Annotated in this window: 11 protein-coding genes; 3 read left to right on the top strand and 8 right to left on the bottom strand. The window is 71.1% G+C overall.

Going from position 1 to position 17772, the window contains the following annotated elements; genetic code table 11:
- Window positions 1–2: 2 nt before the first annotated feature.
- Window positions 3–3263: a DNA polymerase III subunit alpha gene (dnaE, locus tag Pth03_RS11635; protein ID WP_203944189.1), complete on the bottom strand. Its 3261-nt coding sequence runs from the start codon at window positions 3261–3263 to the stop codon at window positions 3–5.
- Window positions 3264–3349: 86 nt separating this feature from the next.
- The gene (locus tag Pth03_RS42470; protein ID WP_373318528.1) at window positions 3350–4279 is read right to left on the bottom strand and encodes a chorismate mutase; all 930 of its coding nucleotides are present in this window, start codon (window positions 4277–4279) and stop codon (window positions 3350–3352) included.
- A 300-nt stretch (window positions 4280–4579) separates the two neighbouring features.
- Between Pth03_RS42470 and Pth03_RS11625 the strand changes: the two genes are divergently transcribed.
- Window positions 4580–7000, top strand: a complete 2421-nt coding sequence (locus Pth03_RS11625) for a serine/threonine-protein kinase (RefSeq protein WP_203944188.1) — start codon at window positions 4580–4582, stop codon at window positions 6998–7000.
- 378 nt (window positions 7001–7378) lie between these two features.
- On the opposite strand, the gene Pth03_RS11620 is transcribed toward Pth03_RS11625, so the two are convergent.
- From Pth03_RS11620 to Pth03_RS11610, 3 genes are all read right to left on the bottom strand, one after another.
- Entirely contained in the window at window positions 7379–7921 is a 543-nt protein-coding gene (locus Pth03_RS11620) for a GNAT family N-acetyltransferase (protein WP_203944187.1), read from the bottom strand.
- Window positions 7922–8068: 147 nt separating this feature from the next.
- Entirely contained in the window at window positions 8069–9499 is a 1431-nt protein-coding gene (locus Pth03_RS11615; protein WP_203944186.1) for a M1 family metallopeptidase, read from the bottom strand.
- A gap of 87 nt (window positions 9500–9586) precedes the next feature.
- The gene (locus tag Pth03_RS11610; RefSeq protein ID WP_203944185.1) at window positions 9587–12412 is read right to left on the bottom strand and encodes a M14 family zinc carboxypeptidase; all 2826 of its coding nucleotides are present in this window, start codon (window positions 12410–12412) and stop codon (window positions 9587–9589) included.
- A 250-nt stretch (window positions 12413–12662) separates the two neighbouring features.
- Between Pth03_RS11610 and Pth03_RS11605 the strand changes: the two genes are divergently transcribed.
- Together Pth03_RS11605 and Pth03_RS11600 are read left to right on the top strand one after the other, a co-directional pair.
- A complete protein-coding gene (locus Pth03_RS11605) occupies window positions 12663–14279 on the top strand; it encodes a serine/threonine-protein kinase (RefSeq protein ID WP_203944184.1) in 1617 nt (538 codons plus the stop codon).
- A gap of 59 nt (window positions 14280–14338) precedes the next feature.
- Window positions 14339–15703, top strand: coding sequence for a serine/threonine-protein kinase (locus Pth03_RS11600; RefSeq protein ID WP_203944183.1), 1365 nt, complete (start codon window positions 14339–14341; stop codon window positions 15701–15703).
- Here Pth03_RS11600 and Pth03_RS11595 read toward each other — a convergent pair.
- Genes Pth03_RS11595 through Pth03_RS11585 form a run of 3 tightly spaced genes read right to left on the bottom strand, consistent with a single transcriptional unit; the run spans window position 15684 to window position 17540 of the window.
- Window positions 15684–16616 carry an RluA family pseudouridine synthase gene (locus Pth03_RS11595; protein ID WP_203944182.1) on the bottom strand — a complete coding sequence of 311 codons (933 nt, stop codon included), beginning with the start codon at window positions 16614–16616 and terminating at the stop codon, window positions 15684–15686. The genes Pth03_RS11600 and Pth03_RS11595 overlap by 20 nt on opposite strands.
- On the bottom strand, window positions 16609–17181 hold the full coding sequence (gene lspA, locus Pth03_RS11590) for a signal peptidase II (RefSeq protein ID WP_239118943.1): 573 nt from the start codon (window positions 17179–17181) through the stop codon (window positions 16609–16611). The genes Pth03_RS11595 and lspA overlap by 8 nt, the downstream gene beginning before the upstream one ends.
- Window positions 17145–17540: a TraR/DksA family transcriptional regulator gene (locus tag Pth03_RS11585; RefSeq protein WP_203944180.1), complete on the bottom strand. Its 396-nt coding sequence runs from the start codon at window positions 17538–17540 to the stop codon at window positions 17145–17147. Before Pth03_RS11585 ends, lspA begins: the two co-directional genes overlap by 37 nt.
- Window positions 17541–17772 lie beyond the last annotated feature (232 nt).

The raw sequence follows: 17772 nt of genomic DNA, 5'->3' as shown, positions 1-17772 counted from the left end.
GCTCAAGTGGCTGATCGCAGATCGGGCGCGGTCACGTCGGCCGCGATGATCTTCGCGGTGCCGTCGCGCATGTCCACCCGGCCTCTGACCAGGACGACGGAGTCCTCGACGAGCACCTCGGCGCGCGACTCGCACACCGACGGAAAGAAGAGCACGTCGACGGATCCTTCGAGGTCTTCCAGGGTGGCGCTGACCCAGGTTTCGCCGTTCCTCGTGAGTCTGCGCCGCAGGCCGGTCAGCAGCCCGCCGACGGTGACGGTCCTGCCGTCCACGCCGTCGCCGGTACGCAGGGCGGCCAGAGTGCAGTCGGCAAGCGATGCGAGGGCGGGCGCGGCGCCGAGGAGGGGGTGGCCTGAGACGTACTGGCCGAGCATCTCGCGCTCGAACCGCAGGAGCGTGTCCCCGTCCCACTCCCCCGGCGGGATACGCACGCCGAACGTGTGGTCGTCGGCCGCGTCGAACAACGAGCCCTGCCCGATCGTCTCGTTCCTCTTGACGGCGGCTGTGGCATCGACGGCCTGCTCGTGCACCAGCATCAGGCCCTTGCGGGGGTGGCCCATGGCGTCGAAGGCGCCCGCCTTGATCAGGGACTCGACCACACGCCGGGTGCAGACGGCCGGGGGGACCTTGCGGAGGAAGTCGCCGAAATCCGCGAACCCGCTCCCCCGGGAGCCGATGATGCCGTCGACGACCTCGGGGCCGACGTTGCGGACGGCCGACAGGCCGAAGCGCACGTCACCGCCGCGCGGCACGAAGCCGGCGCCGGAGTCGTTGACGTCAGGCCCGAGCACGCCGATGCCCATACGGCGGCACTCGCCGAGGTAGAGAGCCGACTTGTCCCTGTCGCCGGTGACCGAGGTGAGCAGGGCGGCCATGTATTCGGCCGGGTGGTTGGCCTTGAGGTAGGCCGTCCAGTAGGAGACCAGGCCGTAGCCGGTGGCGTGGGCCTTGTTGAACGCGTAGCCGGAGAACGGCAGCAACACGTCCCACAACGCCCTGATCGCGCCCGCCGAGAAGCCGCGCGCCCGCATGCCGCCCGCGAAGACCTCGAAGTGCTCGTCGAGGCGGAGCTTCTTGCTCATCGCGCGGCGGAGCAGGTCGGCGCCGGAGGCGGAATAGCCCGCGACCTTCCGCGCGATCGCCATGACCTGCTCCTGGTAGACGATCAGCCCGTACGTCGTGCCGAGGATGCCGGCGAGCGGGCCTTCCAGCTCGGGGTGGATCGGGGTGATCTCCTGCCTGCCGTTCTTGCGCAGCGCGTACGCGGTGTGCGCCCCGGCGCCCATGGGGCCGGGGCGGTGGAGCGCGAGAGCGGCGGGGATGTCGGCGAAGGTGTCGGGACGCATCAGGCGCAGCAGGGTGCGCATGCCTCCGCCGTCGAGCTGGAAGACGCCGAGGGTGTCGGCGCGGCTCAGCAACTCGTAGGTGGGCTCGTCGTCGAGCGGCAACTCCAGCAGGTCGACGGGCCGCCCGGCCATGGCGAGGCAGTCGTCGATGACGGTGAGGTTGCGCAGGCCGAGGAAGTCCATCTTGAGCAGGCCGAGGGCCTCGCAGGCCGGGTGGGCGAACTGCGTGACGATCGTGTCGTCGGACTCCCGCCGCATGACCGGGACGCTCTCCTCGATCGGCTCTGCCGACAGGATGACGCCCGCGGGATGCACGCCGGTCTGCCGGATCAGCCCCTCCAGGGGTCTGGCGAGGTCCATCGTCGCCCTGACGTCGGCGTTCGCGCCGTACAGGGCGCGCAGCTCGGCGGCCTCGCGGTGGCGCGGGTGCCGGGGGTCGAACACGGCCGCGAGGGGGATGTCCTCGCCCAGCACCGCCGGGGGGAACGCCCGCGAGATCATGTCCCCCAGCGCGTACGGCCGGCCGAGGACGCGAGCCGCGTCACGCACGGCGGCCTTCGCCTTGATCGTGGCGAATGTCGCGATCAGGGCTACCTTGTCGGAGCCCCATTTCTCGGTGACGTAGCGGATGACCTCGGGCCGCCTGCGCTCGTCGAAGTCGATGTCGATGTCGGGCGGGGAGACACGCCCGGGGTTGAGGAACCGCTCGAAGAGCAGGCCGTACGCGATCGGGTCGATGTCGGTGATCCCCATCGCATAGGCGACCAGCGAACCTGCGGCCGAGCCGCGCCCGGGCCCGACCCGGATGCCGCGCGCCTTGGCCCAGGTGACGACGTCGGCGACGACGAGGAAGTAGGACGGGAATCCCATCCGCACGATGACGTCGATCTCGTGCTCGGCTCGGGCTCTGCGCTCCTCGCCGAAGCCGCCGGGGTGGCACCTGCGCATTCCCGCCCAGACGGTCTCGCGGAAGAGGTCCTCCTCGGTCCGTCCCGGGACCACGGGGAAACCCGGCATCAGGTTTCGGGGAACGAACATGCCTGCGGGGTCGGCCCTCTCGGCGATCAGCAGGGTGGTGCGGCAGCCCTCCTGCCACAAGGCGGAGGAGTCGAGGGCCCGCATCTGTACGGCGGGCTTCAGGAAGTAGCCGGTGCCCTCGAACCGCAGGCGGTCGGGGTCGGACATCGGCCTGCCCGTGCGGACGCACAGCAGGGCGTCCTGGACGGCGGCGTCCGCCGCGTCGACGTAGTGGGCGTCGTTGGTGACCACCGGCGGGATGCCGAGCTCGCGCCCGATCGCGGTAAGCCCCTGACGGACCCGCCGCTCGATGCCGAGACCGTGGTCCATGATCTCCAGGAAGAAGTTCTCCCTGCCGAATATGTCCTGATATTTCGCAGCGGCGTCGCGGGCCTGGCCGTACTGGCCCAGGCGCAGGCGGGTCTGCACCTCCCCTGACGGGCAGCCGGTGGTGGCCATCAGCCCTTCTGCGTGTTCCGCCAGCGACTCGGCGTCCATGCGGGGCCGCCGGCGCACCAGGCCCTCCGTGTAGGCGCGGGAGCTGAGGAGGGTCAGGTTTCTGAGGCCGGCCAGGTTCGCGGCCCAGATCGTCATGTGGGTGTAGTGGCCGCCCCCCGAGACGTCGTCGGCCTTCTGGTCCGGCCCGCCCCACATGACCGGCGTCCTGTCGAACCGGGACCCCGGCGCGACGTAGGCCTCGATGCCCACGATCGGCTTCACCCCGGCGGCGGTCGCCTGCCGGTGGAAATCGTAGGCCCCGTGGAGGACGCCGTGGTCGGTGATCGCGATCGCGGGCATGCCGAGCTCGGCCGCGCGCTCGACCAGCCGCGGGATCCGGGCCGCGCCGTCGAGCGTCGAATATTCGGTGTGGACGTGCAGATGGACGAACGCGTCACCCATGAGACCCCCAGCCCGCCGTCGTGGACTCCGGACGCCCGGGCCCCCACGACGCACGCTGCTTCGAGCCTATGCGTGCCCACGCGTGCTCATGCGGGGCCGGGCGCGACCTCGCGATCCTCCTCGGCCAGGTGGAGCCCGGCCTCGATGACCGCGTTCATCACCGGGCCGAGCCTGGCCTCCCCCAGGCGCGGCGCCCTCCTGGCCATCGCGGCGACCAGGAGGCGCTCGCGGTCCATGTCGCGCCCGCGGAAGCCGCCGACCGGTTTGAGCCGCTGGACGGTCCCCGCCAGGCCGGCCCGCCGTTCGAGCAGCGTGGCGAGGGCCGCGTCCACCCGGTCGATCGCCGCCCGCGCGGCGGCCACCCCGTCCGGTGACTCCGACCGCAGGAGCGCGCCGACGACCGTGGCCGCCTCGTGCGCGGCCGCCGCCACGCCTGGCCGTACGGCGGGGCCGAGCAGCAGGCCGTCGGCACCCGCGGCGACCGCGGCCGCGGCCAGGGTGGGATCGTCTCCGAGATCGGCCACGACGGGGCGGCCCGAGCGTTCCCTGGCGTCCCTCATGAGCGCCAGGTCGAGCGTGGCGCCGCCCAGATGCGTACGGCTCCCGCTCTCGCAGAGCACCACCTGGTCGTTGCCCTCGGCCGCGCAGTAGTCCGCGATGGCCAGCCATTCGGCCTGCGTGGCGGACGGGCCGCGTTGCACGAGCACCGGCAGCCCGGTGCGCGCGACGGCCTGAACCAGCCGGAAGTCCTGCATCCACGCCGCGCCGATCACGACGCCGTCGGCCTGCTCGGCGACGGCGCCGAGGTCGGCGGCCGAGAAGGGCTCCACGAGCAGCGGGCCCGCCCACCCGGCCCGCGCCTCGCCGATCACCTCGTCCGCCTGGGCGCGGCCATCGTGATCTCTGAGGCTGAGCCATCGCGCGTCGTCCCCGCCGATGACGACCACGGGCATGCCGTCCCCGACGGGGAGGGTCCCGATCCGTACGGCGCTGCCGGGTCGTGCTGCCTGCGACATGTCCGCTCCTCGGTAAGCCGGCCATTCGCACCGGCACGTTGACAACGAAAAAGGCAGAGACGTGGGGTCTCTGCCTTCAGCCGGCTCCAGGTGGTCGCTACATCACGCTCGTACGACCGGCCCTTCCGGAGCCGGCCGCGTAAATACGTGACGCTCAGCCATGACATGGACCTTAGCAGCCGTCTGACTCCGATTCGAAATGATCTGTCTCACATGCCGAAATATCGATAGATGATCCGGCGTGGTCTGGCCGAACCATTTCTTATCCATGGGACGATTTTGGGCTCGGGAGGAGATCTGATGGCGCAAGCGGAAGGCCGGCTCGTCGGCGGCCGGTATCACCTCGAAGAGCCAATCGGCCGAGGAGGGATGGGGGTCGTGTGGCGAGCCCACGACCGGCTGCTCGACCGGCCCGTGGCCGTCAAGGAGGTCCGCTACGACAGCGCCATGGGCGACGAGCTCAGCGATCTCAACCGCAGGACCATGCGGGAGGCGCGAGCCGCGGGCCGGCTGACCCACCCGAACGTGGTCGTCGTCCACGACGTGATCGAGGAGGACGACCGCCCCTGGATCATCATGCAGCTCGTCGAGTCTCGCTCACTCGGCCAGACGATCCGCGAAGACGGGCCGCTCACTCCCGAGCGCACGGCCGAGATCGGCCTGCAGATCCTCGACGCGCTGCGCGCCGCGCACGCCCAGGGTGTGCTCCACCGCGATGTCAAACCCGAGAACGTGCTGCTCACCGGAGACGGGCGAGTCGTGCTGACCGACTTCGGCATCGCCCGCCTCGAGGCCGACTCGACGATGACGCGCACCGGCCTCGTCGGCACTCCCGCCTTCATCCCGCCGGAACGGCTCCGCGGCAGCCCCGCGCAGCGTGAGTCGGATCTGTGGTCGCTCGGGGCGACGCTGTACGCGGCGGTGGAGGGCAAGCCGCCGCACGACAAGGGCATGGCCATGGCGACCATGCACGCCGTGCTGAACGAGGAGCCCGCCCCCTCGGCCAAGGCCGGTCGGCTGGGGCCCGCGCTGATGCGGCTGCTCGCCAAGGAGCCCGCCGACAGGCCTGACTATGACGAGACCGCCCGCCTCCTGCGGCAGGTCTCCAGCCCCGCACCCGTACTCCCGGCTCCCACGTTGCCCGAGGTCGTCCCCCCGCCCGCCGCCTCCCCTTCGCCCGCAGGAGCCGGAGAGGGGCGAGATGGCGGAGATGGCGGCGACGCGGAGCAGGCGGCGCGCGGGGCGAGCCGGCCGCAACCGGCCGGGAAGGGCGCGGCGCCGGACGCCGCGGGCCCCGCACCCAAGGCCCCGCCCGCCGGCTCGAAGCCCGCCGCCGGTGGCTCCGGCCCGCGGGAAGAGGCGTCCGCCGGCTCCCCAGTGGAGAGCGCTGCGGAGAGCGCTGCGGAGAGCGCTCAGGAGCCCGCCGCCCGCCCGGCGGCGGCCCCTCCCGCCACGGGGGCGGTCGCGGAGGCCGCCGCGCCCGGCGGCAAGGAGGCCCCCAAGACGAAGGTCGTCCCGCGCGGAGGCCAGGAAGCCCGGCAGTCCGCGAGCGGCGGGCCAGGCGTCCCGGAGACGGGCGCTCAGGCCGGGCGCCCGGCGCCCGCAACGCCCCCAGCGCACCCAGCCCCCTCAGCGTCTCCGACGCCGGCGGTGCCCGCGGGCGGATCCCCGGGTACGGCAGGCCCGAAGAGCCCGGCAGGCGCCGGGAACGCGGCCGGGGCCACGGCAGGGACGGGCACGCCGTCAGCGGGCCGGTCCGAAGCCGCCCGCGGCCCGGGTGGCGTCTCAGGCGGCGTCTCAGGCGGCGTCTCGGGCGGGGGGCGGCCTCCGGTGGCTCCCGGCGCACCGGCGACGCCGTCGCCCGCACCGACGCGGGAGAACACGGCGCCGTCCGCCGGGCAGAGCCATAGCGTCTCCGCCGCGGGCTGGGGAGTTCCGGCGGGCCGGGATCTCACCACCGGCGCCGCTACACAGCGAGGATCGGTCTGGCACGCGGGCGACGGTGAGAGCCGGGACGCCGGGGCCGTCCAGAGATGGCGGCCCCCCCTCCTGGTGAAGGCCGCCCTGGTGATCGTCCCCGCGTTACTGATCATCGCGGGCATCGCGGGCTTCCTCGGCATGCGAGCGGGAGAGCGTACGTCGGCGCAGCCGAGCGACGACACGAAGACCACGCCCACGTCGGCCCCCGCGACCGCGACCAAGCCGGCGTCTCCGAGCAAGACGCCGTCCGCCTCGAGCAAGCCCTCCCCCACGCCCACCCCGGCCACCTCGCAGCCCGCGGACCCGCCGAAGAACTGGCACACGTACCGCGACCAGACGGGCTTCTCCATCGCCCTTCCCAACGGCTGGAAGGTCGACCGCCGCGACGCTTACAACGTCTGGTTCCGCGGGCCCGACGGCGTCGGCACCCTGCAGATCGGCATGACCAGCACGCCCAAGTCCGATGCGGTGAAGGACTGGAAGAACCAGGAGCAGTCCGCTCCCTCACGGTTTTCCGGCTACCGGCGCGTGACCATCAAGTCGGTGGACTACTTCAAGGAGGCCGCCGACTGGGAGTTCACCTGGCAGGGCAGCAGCGGGAAGCGGCACGCGATCGATCGTGGTTTCGTCACCGACAAGCACCACGGATACGCCATCTTCTGGCAGACCCCCGAAAGCCAGTGGCAGGAGAACCTGCACTACTTCGAGACGTTCACGGCGACCTTCCGCCCGGCCACCTGACCAGACACCCCCTTGCGCGTGATCATGCAGAAGTTCGGGAGCGTACCTCCTGACGTGCGCGAACCCTTGCCGTGATCATGCAGAAGTTCGGATTGTGGGGGGCTGACCTGGCCAGACGCCGGTCGTGATCATGCACGATTTCACGAACACCGCGACCTGTCCGAGCAGACGCCGTTCAGGATCATGCTCCTTGGGTTCGGCGTCTGAGATCCCTGGGCTTGATGGGCGCTCGTTGATATCTCTCACACGGGCACATGCCGTACTGGAGTGCATGATCACGGCGGGAGTTGGCGCAGGCCGCACGGCACCTGCGCAAGCTTCTGCATGATCACACGCGCGGGGGGACACGCGCGGAGGGCGCGGGCGGGGGCGGCTATGTCAGGCGCCGAGGTCCTTGCGGTAGACGAGGTAGTCGCAGGGCGTGGCGAGCAGCGGAGCCAGGGTGGGATGGGCCTCCTCGATCGCACCGACGTCCACCCGGCGGTAGCCGAGCCTGCCGTACCAACCGGCGAGGAACTCCTTCGACGGATGAGCCCAGCCGCGCGGCACGAGCAGTTCCAGCTGCATCGTGCGGCGGCCGAGGTCGCGACTGCGGCCCTCGGCGAACGCGACGAGGGCGCGGCCCACTCCGGCGCCACGGTGATCGAGGTCGGCGGCCAGCATGCCGAACTCCCCGGTGTGCTCGTCGAGGTCCTGGACGCGCACGCAGCCGACGATCCTCCCGTCCACGCGGGCCACGGCGATCTCCCCGGCCCCGACGAGCGCGGCGATCTCGCCGGGCGTGGTGCGGGCATAGCCGTCGGCCCACAAGCCCTTCTCGGCCACCGCGTAGACCTCGTTGACCAGCGTGGTGAGCCGCTCGACCAGGGCGGCGTCGGCATTCGCCGCGGCGAGCAGCGGTTCGACGGAGACGGGAGACATGCTGAGCTCCTTGCTCATGAGTGAGCTCGGGTGACGAAGCCCGAATGCTACCCAAATCCGACATATCGGGCCATCGGTGAGTGTCACCCATACGAACCGGCCCCCGCCCTGACGTTAGGGCGGGGGCCGTACGCGATCGGAGGACGCCTACCAGGTGGCGGGCTTGCCCTTCTGGAAGAGCCACACGTCGAAGAAGTTCGTCAGGTCCTTGCCCGACGCCTTCTCCGCCGCCGCGATGAAGTCGGCGGTGGTGGCGTTGCCGTACCGGTGACTGGTGGCCCACTGCTTCAGCAGCGCGAAGAAGGCGGTGTCGCCGATCTTGCCGCGCAGCGCGTGCAGCGTCATCGCCCCGCGGTTGTACGGCACGTTGCCGAACATGTCCTCGGGACCGGGGTCGGTGGCGACGACCTGCCAGAACGACGACGTCGCGGCGCGGCCGTAGTTGCTCGCGCTGTTGAACGTCTGGTCGGCCGTGGCACCGCCGTTGTGCTCGGTGTAGAGCCACTGGGCGTAGGTCGCGAAGCCCTCGTTGAGCCAGATGTCGGACCAGCGGGTGACGGACACGCTGTCGCCGTACCACTGGTGGGCCAGCTCGTGCGCCATCGTGCTCACGCCGGGGGCGCTGGAGAAGATCGGCTTGGTCTGGCTCTCCAGGGCGTAGCCGACGTCCGGCGCCCGGTCGATGATGGCACCCGCCGTGTTGAACGGATACGGGCCGAACAGCGAGGAGAAGTAGTCGACGATGTCGGGGATCTGCGCGACGGCGCCGGCCGACTGGGTGACCAGCTGCGGGTCGACCGCCGTGTAGATCGGCAGGCCCTCCGGCGTCTTCGACTCGGTGACGGTGAACTTCCCGATGGTCACCGTGGACAGGTAGGTCGCCATGGGCTCGGTCGAGTTCCAGAGGAACGTCGTCCAGCCCTTCTTGGTCTTCTGCGACAGCAGCCGGCCGTTGCCGACGGCGGTGACCCCCTCGGGCACGGTGGTGTGGAAGGTGAAGGTGGCCTTGTCGGTCGGGTGGTCGTTGCCCGGGAACCACGCGGGAGCGCCCTGCGGCTCGCCCGGCACGAACGCGCCGTCGTCGGTCGGCACCCAGCCCTCGATGGAGCCGTCGGGGTCGGTGACGACGGGGGGCGTCCCGGCGTACTTCACGACCACCGTGAACCGGTGCCCCTCGGCCAGCTTGTGGCGGGGGGTGACGACGAGCTCCTGGCCGCTGCGCTGGAACTCCGCCCGGTGCCCGTTCACGCTCAGGTACGAGATCTCCGGGCCGCGGAAGTCCAGGTCGAACGTGGTCAGGCCCTGGGTCGCGACGGCGGTGACCGTCGTGGTCGCGTCCATGTGCCGGGTGGCGGGATCGTAGGTGAAGGAGATGTCGTAGTGCTTGACGTCGTAGCCGCCGTTGCCGGCGTCGGGGAAGTAGGGGTCTCCCACGCTGGGCGCGCCGGCCGAGTACGTCGGCTTACCCGGCTTTCCGTGCTTTCCGGTCGATGCGAGAGCCGGCTGCGCCGCTTGGGCGATCAGCAGGCCGCACAGCGCGGCCGAGGTGGCCGCTGCGCCGAGAAGTCCCGATCTCATGTGTTTCCTTCCATCGGATCCGGCCGGGGTGGCCCCGGCCGGATCCGTCGTGCGAACTGTCCCTAGAAGGGTGGATCTGTGAGGTCGTCAGCCCACGACCGAACGCAGCGGGATCCGCGCGCTCTGCAGGGCGTTGACCATGTCACGCAGGAACGGGTGCTCGTCGGCCGCGAGCCCCTCGGGGTTCGGGATCGTGAAGTAGGCCGAGCCCCCCGCCTGCGCCACCTGAGCCGTGTCCGTGTACCGCCTGATGACGGCCTCGGTCCTGGCCAGGTCGTCCTGGGCGACCTCGATGCTGATCGGCCTCCACTGCCCGCCGAGGTCGGCCGGCTCGGCGGCCTTCGCCGCCGCCTCCCGCAGGGCCTCGGACCGCGTCTCGGGCTGGGCGGCCGCGGTGCGCATGGCCGCCACGGCGGGCGCCGACGCCGGGTGGAGCAGCGCGTTGGCCACGAGGTGGATGCCGTTCTCGTTGTAGGCGCGGAACAGGGGGTTGTAGGCGAACAGGACGGCGTGGCCGGACCCGATCGGCTCGTCGACCAGCGACGCGGTGCCCTTGAGCGCCTCGGCGCCGACCGTGTAGCCGTTGCCCCAGAACGTGTCGTCGGACGGGTAGGTGATGACGTTAGTCCCGGTCTGGCTGGGGTTGAGAATCGGGTCGCTGTTGTTGAACTGGAAGTCCTCGGCGGGCCGTCCGAGCGCCACCGGGCTGGAGCCGTCGACGTCGACCCGGAAGTGCGAGCCGATGACCTGGTAGCCGGTCGGCTTGGCCTTCTCCGTCGTCGAGGTCAGGCCGGCGGCGCGGGCCACCCGGGTGCCCTCGTTGCGCAGGCCGACGTACGTGCCGCCTGCGGCGACCCAGGCCTTCAGGTTGGCCAGGCCCTGCGCGGTGAGGCCGCCGGTCGAGTTGCTGCCGTCCGGAACCACCAGGGTGGTGCGCTCGGTGAACGCCGGGGTGTTGCCGTTGATGTCGGCGGTCGTGACCGGCTTGAGGTCGAGACCCCAGCGGGCGCCCAGGACGTAGCGGGCCTCGCCGTACGAGCCGGAGGTGGTGGAGATGCCGGTGCCGGCGAACAGGCCGGTGTCCGGCAGGCGCAGCGCGGTGCCGGAGGCGGCCTTGTGGCTGCCGGTGACGGTGACGCCGAGCGGGCGGGCCAGATCGTCCAGGTCGCCGGCCTTGATCGAGCGGGCCGGCAGGCTCACCACGCCTGTCGTGAGGTCACGGGTGACCGGCACGCCGGAGCCCAGCAGGCGGAAGGTCAGCTCGGAGGCCGCCGCCGAGTCGAGGGGGTAGGTGTAGGAGCCGCTCCGGGAGGCGTGCGAGGCGACGCCGCCGTCGATGCGCTTGACCAGGTCGGCCTTGGGCGACAGGGCGTCACCGGTGTAGATCGTGTCGACGCCCATGAGCAGCGGGTTGCTCCAGGAGGACACGTCGTAGAAGTAGGGGAACGGGACGTGCGGGTCCTCGCCGAGCAGCGCCTGGATCCAGTGCTTCTGCGGCTGGTCCATCGGGATCCAGTACGCGCCCTCGGGGACGGTGAAGTTCTTGGCGGAGCGGCCGCCGAAGATCTGCGCGTTCGGCACCTTGAGCGAGCGGTCGAGGCGGTAGACCTCGACGTCCATGCCGCGGAGCCGCTCCACGAGCCGACGCACGTCGCCGATCTGGCGGCCCGGCAGCAGGAAGTACGACCGGATCTTGGTGTCGGGCACCGGGAACTGCACGGTGTTGGTCGGCTGCACGACCTCGTTGGGCTCGAGCGTGCCGGCCTTGCCCTCCGCGAGGGCGGTCTGCCAGATCTTGTAGTAGCCGCCGAGGACCTCGCGCTTGTTGGCGGCGGCCCATCCGGTGGTGGCCCACTGGGTGTTGAACTGCTGCTGGACTCGGTCCTCGACCGCCGAGGAACTGCCCTTCTCATAGGTCATCCCGGCCGCGCCGAAGCCCGTGGCGGGCACCGTGTCGCCGTACCCCATGTAGAAGAGGTCGTAGGTGGCGTAGTTGAAGTAGCACTCGGTGGTCACGGTGGCGGTGCACGCGCCGTTGTAGCCGAAGGCCGCCGAGTTGGCCGCGCCGATGCGGTTGATCCAGTCGACCGGCTGGTCGGCGATCTCGTGGTGGATCGGGTCGGCGTTCGGCGGGAAGAAGAACTGCCGGCCGCCCATCTCGTGGGCGTCGACGAAGACCTGCGGCGGGTAGTCGCGCAGCATCGCGATCTTCCCGTCGGTCTCCGGCTGGGTGCGGGCGAACCAGTCGCGGTTGAGGTCGAAGCCGTAGTCGTTCTGCCGGCGGTTCGCGTCGCGGCCGTCGGGGTTCTGCGTCGGCACGATCACCGTGACCAGGTTCTCGTTGCGCTGGGCCACGTCGCAGGAAAGGCCGCTGGACAGTTCGTACAGGGTCTTGAGCGCGGCGTCGGCGCCGCTGGTCTCGCCGCCGTGGACGTTGCCCGCGATCCACACGATCGCGGGGGTGTCCTTGGCGATGTGCGCCGCCTTGTCCGGCCGCAGCGAGCGCGGGTCGCGCAGCGAGCGGATCTCCTCGGCGATGTCGTCGAGCTCGCCCCGGCTCATGTGGTCCTTGCCGGACACGATGGCGTAGGGAAGCTCCTGCCCGGAGACGCTGTGGGCCATCGTCCCGGTCACCACCCGGTCGGACGCCTTGCCCACCGCGTCGACGTACGCCCTGATCTCGCCGGTCGTGACGACCCGGGGCTGGCCCTTGCCCAGGGGGAACCCGAAGAACGCCTCGGGGGTCGGCACCGAGGCCAGGTGGGCGTTGGTGTCGGGGCTACATTTCGGCCCGCCGGAATTTGCGCTGGCGGGCGGCACGAACGCCATCGTCGCCGCCGTCAGCGCGACGGCCGCAACACTCGTGACCTTGCCGTAGGGAAATCTTCTGTACGTCGCCGCACGTGGCCGCACTCATGCCTCCTGAAGGGGGAGGGAACGCCACATCCTCGGGCGAGAACGTGGCGTCCATGGAAAATCGACACCAAAGAGGCGTCGGAGAAAGCCGAGAGCGATCGTATAAGGGGGTAATAAATCGGGCAAGAGTCGCAGTTATTAACGAAAGTCCGTTCCGAAATGTGAGGGTTTCGGTCTGGATCTGACCCCGTTTCCGGACAGCCGCCATGACCTGTGGGACGATGCAGAAGTTTCGGGAGGGGTCAAGTTGAACGACGGGCGGCGTATCGCGGGCAGATATCACCTGCTCGAACCCATCGGCCGAGGTGGCATGGGGGTCGTCTGGCGTGCCCACGACGAGGTGCTCGACCGCACGGTGGCCGTCAAAGAGGTCATCTACCGTACGGCGGGCGACGAGGAGCGGGAGGCCTTCAACAGGCGGACCGTGCGCGAGGCACGGGCGGCCGGGCGCATCGCCCACCCCGCGGTGGTCGTCGTCCACGACGTGATCGAGGAGGACGGCAGGCCCTGGATCGTCATGCAACTCGTCCAGGCGCGCTCGCTCGGGGATGTGTTGCGTGAGGAGGGACCGCTGCCCCCCGGGCGGGTGGCCTCCGTCGGCCTCCAGGTGCTCGACGCGCTGCGCACCGCGCACGCCGAGGGCGTGCTCCACCGCGACGTCAAGCCGGAGAACGTGCTTCTCCAGCGAGGCGACCGCGCCGTGCTGACCGACTTCGGCATCGCCACGATGCCGGAGGAGACCACGCTCACCATGACGGGCATGGTGACCGGGACCCCGGCGTTCCTGGCGCCCGAGCGGCTGACCGGGCAGCCGGCCGCCCCCGAGTCGGACCTGTGGTCGCTGGGCGCGACGATGTACGCAGCGGTCGAGGGCAGGCCGCCGTTCGAACGCGACTCGGCGATCGCCACCATGGCGGCCGTGATCCACACCGAACTCGAACCGCCCCGGCGCGCCGGAGCCCTGGGACCGGTGATCGAGGGCCTGCTGGTCAAGGACCCCGCACGGCGGATGACCGCCGCGACCGCGGCGAGCCGGCTGGAAGCCGTGACGCACCCCTCCCCCCTACGGCAGACCGCACCGGCAACCGGGCAGCACGAGGGCTCAGGAGAGTCCCCCGTGCCGCCCCGCGCGATCGGAAGCCGCGACCACAGGCGACGCGACGCCCCCGGCGCTGCCCCCTCCCGCGGCGCGTCCCGCACCAAGGTGGCACTCCTCGTCCTGCTGCCGATCGTGCTGGCCACCGGAGGCTGGTACGGCTACAGCAGGCTGGCCGCCCCCGCGACCGTCGTCACCGCGACCACAGGCGACGCGACCCCAGGCACCGCGGCCCCAGCCCCCGCGACCTCTGCCACCGGCGGCCCGGCGTCAACGAAGCCGGCGCCGTCATCGTCATCACCCGGCGCCGTGGCATCCGGCCTGCCCGCCGGGTGGACGACGTACACGGACGGGCTCCTCGGATTCTCGATCGCCCTGCCTCCGGGCTGGACCGCCTTCGACCGCGAGAAGACACGCGTGCGCTTCCACGGCCCCGGCGTTCCGGGCTACCTCCAGGTCGACTTCACCGCGTGGACGGCCGACGACCCCGTAACCGCGCTGACGGGCGTCGAGACCGCGTCGAAGGGCCGCGGCCTGCTCCCCGGCTACCAGCGCATCAGGCTCAGTCCCGTCGACTGGCGCGGCTCGCGAGCCGCGGAGTGGGAGTTCAGCTTCACCCCGAGCTATGGCAAGGTCAGGGTGCTCGACCGGGCCTTCCGCTCCCCAGCGGGCCGCGACGCCGCGCTCTACTGGCAGACGACTGAGAGCAAATGGACAGGAAGTATGTCCTATTTTCGGGTACTCTTGACCACATTCCTCCCCAAATAGGAAGTTCCGCGGGTCGCTTCCGCGGCATGCGCGTGTGCGAGAAGGGCAGCGCCTGGTCGATGACTGACGCCCAGACCTCCGAACGAGTCGTGGCCGGCCGATACCGGCTGATCGAGCCACTCGGACGCGGTGGCATGGGCACCGTGTGGCGCGCGCTCGACGACGTGCTCCGCCGGGAGGTCGCCGTCAAGGAGATCACCGCCGCCACCGGGCTCATCGGCGCCGACAGAGACGCCTTCACGGCACGGACCTTCCGTGAGGCCAGAGCGGCGGGACGGCTCAGCCATCCCGGCGTGGCCACCGTCTACGACGTCTTCGAGGAGCGCGGACACCTCTGGATCGTCCTCGAACTGGTCCCCTCGCGCACACTCGGGTCGATCGTCCGCGACGACGGCCCGCTGCCGCCCCGGCGGGTCGCGGAGATCGGAATCCAGGTGCTCGCCGCCTTGCGCGCCGCGCACGCGGCCGGCGTCCTGCACCGGGACGTCAAGCCGGAGAACGTGCTGATCGCCCATGACGGCCGCGCCGTGCTCACCGACTTCGGCATCGCGTCCATCGAGGACGACTCCTCGATGACGCGGACCGGCATCCTCATCGGCACGCCCGCCTTCATGGCTCCGGAGCGGGCCAGCGGCGGCACGGCGCAGCGGGCATCGGACCTGTGGTCGCTCGGGGTCACGTTGTTCCACGCCGTCGAGGGGCGTTCGCCCTTCGAGCGCGCCCACGCGCTGGCGACCCTGGCCGCGGTCACCTACGAAGAGCCCGACCCGGCCCGCCTCGCCGGTCAACTCGGGCCGATCATCGACGGCCTGCTGGTCAAGGACCCGGCCAGGCGCATGACCGCCGAGGAGGCCGAGCCGCTGCTCATAGCCGTCGCGGAGCCCTCCGGACCCAGCCCGGATCCCGGCCCCGCCGTACGGAAGGTCCGGCCCCGCCGCGCCCGGCCGGGGACCACCCCGTCATCCGGATTCCACAAGCGGAGCGCCCCGGACGCCGGAACGCGAATGCCTGCGTCGGCCCGGCGTGCCTCCCGGCGCAGGCCGTGGATCTTCACGGTGGTCGCCACGGCGGCGATCGCGGTGGCGGGCATGTCGGCCGGCGGCGTGGCCTACGTGACCTCGCGCGCTCCCGAACCCGGCGCGGCCCCGCTCAGCGTGCCCACCGTGACGGTCTTCACCACCCGTACGGCCAAGCCCGACGACAAGCAGGCCGCGTCCCAGTCGATGACGAACGCGAGCACGCCTTCGGAGGCCGCGAACGGGGACACCGGCAAGCAGGGCCGCAGAACTCCGGCGCCGCAGGTGGCACCGCGGCAGACCAGGCAGGCCGCGCCTCACCACGACGACAACCCAGGGCGGGTCCGGGGCGACTACGCCGGCAGCTACCAGCAGTGGCGCGGGAAGTTCACTGGCTCTCGTCGCTGACGATCTCCAGCGCCCGGGCGAGGTCGGCGGGGTAGTCGCTGGTGAACGACACCCATTCGCCCGTGGCCGGGTGCTCGAACGCCAGCGAGACGGCGTGCAGCCACTGGCGTGTCAGGCCGAGCCGGGCGGCGAGCGTGGGGTCGGCGCCGTAGAGCAGGTCGCCGGCGCAAGGGTGGCGCAGCGCCGACATGTGGACCCGGATCTGGTGGGTGCGGCCGGTCTCCAGCTTGATGTCGAGGAGGGAGGCCGCCCGGAACGCCTCGATGGTGTCGTAGTGGGTGACCGAGTCCTTGCCGCCCGCGACGACGGCGAAGCGGCCGTCGCCCGACGGGTGCCGATCGATCGGAGCGTCGATCGTCCCGCGCAACGGGTCCATGTGCCCCTGCACGAGCGCGTGGTAACGCTTGTCGACCGTGCGCTCCTTGAAGGCCCGCTTGAGATGGGTGTAGGCGAACTCGCTCTTGGCCACCACCATCGCGCCGGTGGTGTTGGCGTCGAGCCGGTGCACGATGCCCTGCCGCTCGGCCGCGCCGCTGGTCGAGACGCGGTGGCCCGCGCCGAGCAGGCCGCCGATCACGGTCGGGCCGGTCCAGCCGACGGTCGGGTGGGCGGCCACGCCGATCGGCTTGTCGACCACGACGATGTCGTCGTCCTCATAGAGGATCCCCATGCCGGGCACCGGCTCCGCCACGGGCACCGGGGCGGCCGGCGGCGGGGGGATGGTCACGTCCAGCCAGGCGCCCGCGTGCACCCGGTCCGATTTGGCCGGGACCGTGCCGTCCACCAGCACGTCGCCGGCGGCGATCAGCTCCGCCGCCCTGGTGCGGGAGAAGCCGAAGAGCCTGGCCAGCGCGGCGTCGAGGCGTTCGCCCTCCAGGCCGTCGGGAAGGGGGAGGCTCCGCTGGTCACCCATCGGCGGACTCCCCGGTCTGCCGGGTCCCGTCGATCTGGAATCCGCGCCAGGCCAGCAGCACCGCGAGGATGCCGCCGCAGACGATGGCCGAGTCCGCGAGGTTGAATACGGGGAAGCCGGTGACGGGGAACGCCTGGAGGAAGTCCACCACGTGGCCCTGGAAGGGGGCCGGCGACCGGAAGATCCGGTCCGTCAGGTTGCCCACCGCCCCGCCGAGCAGCAGTCCCAGCGTGATCGCCCACGGCAGACTCCTGAGCTGCCGTGCCGTACGGAGGATGGCGACGACCACGCCGACGGCGATGACGGTGAAGACGATCGTCATCCCGGTGCCGATGCTGAACGCCGCACCGGGGTTGCGGATCACGTTCAGGACCAGCGCCCCGGGGATGACCGTCACGGGGGCCTTGTGCTCGAGGAATTCCACCACCAGGAGCTTGCTCACCACGTCCAGGACGTAGACGACCGCCGCGACGGCGACCAGAAGGGCGATCCTTCGTGCCCGGACGGGCTGTGCGTCGGGTTCGCCGCTCAGCGGCGCTCCTCCCGCTGCTTGCACGCTACGCACAGGGTCGCCCTCGGGAAGGCCCGCAGGCGTTCCTTGCCGATCGGCTTGTGGCACGATTCGCACTCTCCGTAAGTTCCCGCGTCGACTCGGGCGATCGCCCGCTCGTTCTGCGCGAGCAGGTCGCGCGCATTCAGGGTAAGGGCGATCTCACGTTCGCGCTCATACGTCTTCGCCCCCGCGTCGGCGGGATCGTCTCCGGCGCCCTCGCTGGCGTCCCCCTGGGCGAGTTCGCTCTCGGCGCGGGTGATGTCGGCGCTGAGCTCGGCGATCTCGTGCTCAAGCTGCCTGCGCACCTCGGCGAGTTCCTCGCCGGACCAGGTGTCGTCGCTGGTAGCGGTTCTCGCCGCACGCGTGGCCATGAGGCCTCCCATTAGTCAGGAGTGATGATCAACAGATGAGCAGTCCGGGCAGCATAGGTCGCCCTCAACGGCCCGGCAATCGACTCGCCGACGGTTTTACCCCGCCAGGAGCCGCAGCACATTCGGCCAGTTCCTCCTCATTTCCCCCTATTTCCACCACTTTTTCGCGCAGTTTCGCCCGTCGCGCGACACCCCCACCCGGAAGCGCGGCGACGGCCCCTCCTGGGCCGCC

Origin of the sequence: Planotetraspora thailandica, assembly GCF_016863335.1 — a bacterium.
Classification (GTDB): domain Bacteria; phylum Actinomycetota; class Actinomycetes; order Streptosporangiales; family Streptosporangiaceae; genus Planotetraspora; species Planotetraspora thailandica.
Note: the sequence above shows the minus strand (reverse complement) of the source record. Positions and strands in the feature narration are given on the sequence as shown.

Coding starts and splice junctions, on each gene's coding strand:
- Pth03_RS42470 (WP_373318528.1), bottom strand. CDS start 4,279: ATGTCGCAGGCAGCACGACCCGGCAGCGCCGTACGGATCGGGACCCTC.
- Pth03_RS11620 (WP_203944187.1), bottom strand. CDS start 7,921: ATGTCTCCCGTCTCCGTCGAACCGCTGCTCGCCGCGGCGAATGCCGAC.
- Pth03_RS11585 (WP_203944180.1), bottom strand. CDS start 17,540: ATGGCCACGCGTGCGGCGAGAACCGCTACCAGCGACGACACCTGGTCC.
- Pth03_RS11615 (WP_203944186.1), bottom strand. CDS start 9,499: ATGAGATCGGGACTTCTCGGCGCAGCGGCCACCTCGGCCGCGCTGTGC.
- Pth03_RS11625 (WP_203944188.1), top strand. CDS start 4,580: ATGGCGCAAGCGGAAGGCCGGCTCGTCGGCGGCCGGTATCACCTCGAA.
- dnaE (WP_203944189.1), bottom strand. CDS start 3,263: ATGGGTGACGCGTTCGTCCATCTGCACGTCCACACCGAATATTCGACG.
- Pth03_RS11600 (WP_203944183.1), top strand. CDS start 14,339: ATGACTGACGCCCAGACCTCCGAACGAGTCGTGGCCGGCCGATACCGG.
- Pth03_RS11595 (WP_203944182.1), bottom strand. CDS start 16,616: ATGGGTGACCAGCGGAGCCTCCCCCTTCCCGACGGCCTGGAGGGCGAA.